3 protein-coding genes are annotated in these 3,545 nt (G+C 38.3%); 2 read left to right on the top strand and 1 reads right to left on the bottom strand.

Annotation, left to right across the window (positions count from 1 at the left end; translation table 11 throughout):
- Positions 1 to 126: 126 nt before the first annotated feature.
- Positions 127 to 1,509, bottom strand: a complete 1,383-nt coding sequence (locus AB1S50_RS19190; RefSeq protein ID WP_367152848.1) for a hypothetical protein — start codon at positions 1,507 to 1,509, stop codon at positions 127 to 129.
- A gap of 597 nt (positions 1,510 to 2,106) precedes the next feature.
- Between AB1S50_RS19190 and AB1S50_RS19185 the strand changes: the two genes are divergently transcribed.
- Positions 2,107 to 2,370 (top strand): hypothetical protein, encoded by a 264-nt coding sequence (locus AB1S50_RS19185; RefSeq protein WP_367152846.1) that lies wholly within the window; start codon positions 2,107 to 2,109, stop codon positions 2,368 to 2,370.
- A gap of 297 nt (positions 2,371 to 2,667) precedes the next feature.
- Entirely contained in the window at positions 2,668 to 3,315 is a 648-nt protein-coding gene (locus tag AB1S50_RS19180) for a hypothetical protein (RefSeq protein ID WP_367152844.1), read from the top strand.
- Positions 3,316 to 3,545: the final 230 nt, after the last annotated feature.

Here is a 3,545-nt window from a genome sequence, read left to right as displayed (position 1 = left end):
AAACAGCGTTTATGACCTGTATATTCGGTATTTTGACGTTACCTCGCTGTAAAGGCAGCAGGTGTTCGATAATTTTGAATTGCGATTTTGTGATTTCCATAAACGCAGATTTTATCAAAATTAGTGTTAACAGGCCCTAGTTAAGGTTACGTCGTCAATGTAAGCTCGGCCTTTGTTGTAATCATAGTTTATCGGAAATGCTATTGAATCCTGAAAATCGCATAGTCGAAACCGAAAATTGACTGTATGTCCCGCAATACCAAGATCTTCCAAGGGAATAGATACGTCCCCTGTAATAATGCCATTAGGAATATTAACTATGTTAGCGAGTTCTATTGCATTTCCGGCAGTTTGGTCAATAGCGGTTATCGTAAAATTTGTTGTCCCTGGCTGATAAAAACTAATAGGTTTGCCAGTACCGCCCTGAAAGCGCAAGAAGAAGTTCAAACTATCCACATTCGAGGGAACACTAATTGTTTGACTCAAATCAGCGACATCGGCAAGCCTATCTCCGATTGGCGCAACCGCATTACCCAGCAAAAATCCGGCCGGTGGCGGAGAACCAAAGCCCAAACCTAAAAAGAAATTTTCCGCCTCCGGAAGGGAAATATCCGGAGCATTAAAACAACTACCACCAAAGCTAATGCCACCCGACCAGTCTGCTGCGTCACTATTAAACTCCCCATTTACAAAATTAACCGGAAATGGTGTTTTCACTTTATATGCAGAGTTATTTGCAGAATTCAAAGCATCTGAATAGGATGCAGTACGACTAATTTCAAATTTCCCTTCCAAGCGAAAGCTAATTTTATTACTAGCAGTATAATTATCAATATAAATAGCTGGGATAGTGCAGCTATTGTTACCAGCACATTTCCCTGGTACTGCAATAAGGCTTGTGTCGTATGCAAATCCATTTCCTGTATCACGCTCGCTCAGCTCTATATTCCGTTCAAAATAACTCTCTGTAGCTTTATTGAAAATTCTTATTTTGTTTCTAACCTCAGCACTCTCAATTTCATAAGAAAGTAAATATACAACTTCCCTTGCGTCTATACTTTTAATTGCTTCAGAAACACAATCTGGTATATATCCATTTAACTTGCTTTCCTGTGATTCATTAAGATCAATGGGAAATTCACCTTTTGGAAAATTTTCAAAACTAAAACTACAGCCCTCAATAGTTTTAAATTGATAGTCTTGATATGAATTCTGGTATGCTTCAAGTAAAGAATAGTAATTTACATATGGCTGTATAATATTTTTTATCGGAACGATATTATGATCACCTAATTTAACAAATTCATCATACGCCAAAGTTTTCAAAAAATTTATATCTAAGACTGTAAGATCTTCCAATTTATTTTCAGGAAAATTGTTTTGCAAAAAATCGTAAGAACTTTCCCTCCCCCCCTCTATTGATATGTTAGGTAATAATCGATTATTCTCAAATTTTGCGGACGCAGAGAATGTAACGAATGATATTATCAATGAAAATACAAATCTCACCGTTGGATTCCTTCTTTAATAACTTGATAAACTTGTCATTAGAAAACTGTAAATAAATTTTAAACCTATACCTTAGCGCATAATTATAAAACTCCGTAATATGTATTTTTAATAATTTTGATTTCTAAGAAGCTTCCTTAAAACTGCTTTAAACAACGCTTCATAAAGTTAATAATTTTTATCTGTTCACGTACACCTAAATAACGTGCATATTTAAAAGTATAAAAAACCTGAGACTTAACCTAAATACAAAATCCACAGATTGGCAGGAATATTAAAAATATAAATTAGCTCCTATTCATTTAAAAGCCATTATATTAAAGGAAAATATAATAGAAAATAATGAAAACAGTAACAATAATACTAAATCATCTTCTATAATATTTGATGTCGAAACTAAATTAGAGGGAAATTAATTCAATGCTTATAAGCAGTTACATAGTGTGGATGGTCAAATTCCACGGCCAAAGAATGTCTGTAGCCGCCCAATGCGGACACGGACACAATATATCGTACCGGATAATTCCGAATGCCTTCATGAAAAATTCCATCCAGTTTCTCCAGAAATAGCTGGAGCGGATTTTTAAAGAGGGCTAATTGGAAGGGAGTGGCTACAGATGGCACTCATTTCGCCACGCTCTAGTGAGCTATATCGTCGATCAGGGCGAGAACATGGAGGATGCGCTCCACAACATGGGCTGGAAGGACTTTCGTTCGGTACTTACGTACCAGGCGTTTAATAGCCAGCGGTTAAAACAGCTCAACCAGCTTGGACGCCAAGCGCATCGCCGGCGTAAGGGCCCGGCCAGGGACGCGCAACTATCGGATGCTGGCCCGGAGCCCAGCGAGCTGCCGGAGTGAATGTCCCTTCTGGCATCAGACGTTAAGACATTGCGATCGCAATACAATATATCCCCCAACTTAGTCAGATAGTCAATCCCGAAGAAATCTCATGAGAGAATAATCAATAAAATCAATAAGTTAGGCATTAAAAAACGGTTGCTTTATCCAAAAACAGTTAATCATCCATAGAAAGAAAGATAAATAGATATCTTATCTGTTGTCCTATTTTTCCTTTCGCTCCTGTTAACACTTACAACCAGCACTAATTCGTTGGGAACATTTTGTTGATTAGGTATAAATAGGAGAAAAATAGCAATGAAATTCACATGGCTAAATAAATCGTGGTTTAGGACGAAAAATATAGGTTTAGGGTTATTACTTGCTTTGAGCGCATCCACTCTGAGCCAGTTCGTTCATGCAGAGCCTGATATCGACTGCACAATCCCTTTAGCGGTCGTATGTGAAGTCAACGACACTGATGGATTTCATTCTGTACGCGTGAATGTAGACTTTGGCCCTAAGATTGGAACAATAGATGTGGTAACGCAAAATTTTACCGAGTGCCAATACAGCACAACTGTAGGGTGGGACCCAATCGTACCCAACTTTCAAATTTTTACCACACCTTGCGAAGATAAAGGTTCTAAATTTAAATATCTTGGCCGTGGAAAGAGTAGCAAATCCCACGAAATCAGTGCGAAAGCTTTTACAATCGTCACGGATAAAGACGGCTACCCGCTGCGAGTAAATTCTATTAAACCTGATATTATTCCACTTTCTGAAAATTTTTCGAATGGGATTGAAGACCCCGGTCAATACGAACTACTCGAAACAGAGTGCACTTGGACAAATAACAATCAAGCTGCATGTCTTGTATGGGATTGTGACGACGAAGGGATATGTGTTGAATATGGCCAATACTGTTTAGACAAATATGGCAATGACGTTGCCTGTGCAGAATAACATTGAGTTTGTCTTTTATGAGGCTGCATTAATTTATGCGGCCTTTTAATAAATGGGTTTTCAATTCGGCAATAGCCTCTTTGGAAAATCAGCAACCACCCACAAAGCGGGTGGTATGATGAAAGCCCCCAGAGGGGGCTATGTTACAGGCCCATCAACCTCATCTGCTCTTGACGACGTTTCTCACTTTCTTGATTCTTGATGTACTCTCGAACTATCTGCTCATCTAA

This window comes from Microbulbifer discodermiae, assembly GCF_040742695.1.
Lineage (GTDB): Bacteria > Pseudomonadota > Gammaproteobacteria > Pseudomonadales > Cellvibrionaceae > Microbulbifer.
The sequence above is the reverse complement of the archived record's forward strand: the minus strand, read 5'-3'. Positions and strand labels throughout refer to the sequence as shown.

Bases quoted from the DNA above. Each gene is read 5' to 3' on its own strand.
- AB1S50_RS19180 (WP_367152844.1), top strand. From the start codon at position 2,668: ATGAAATTCACATGGCTAAATAAATCGTGGTTTAGGACGAAAAATATA.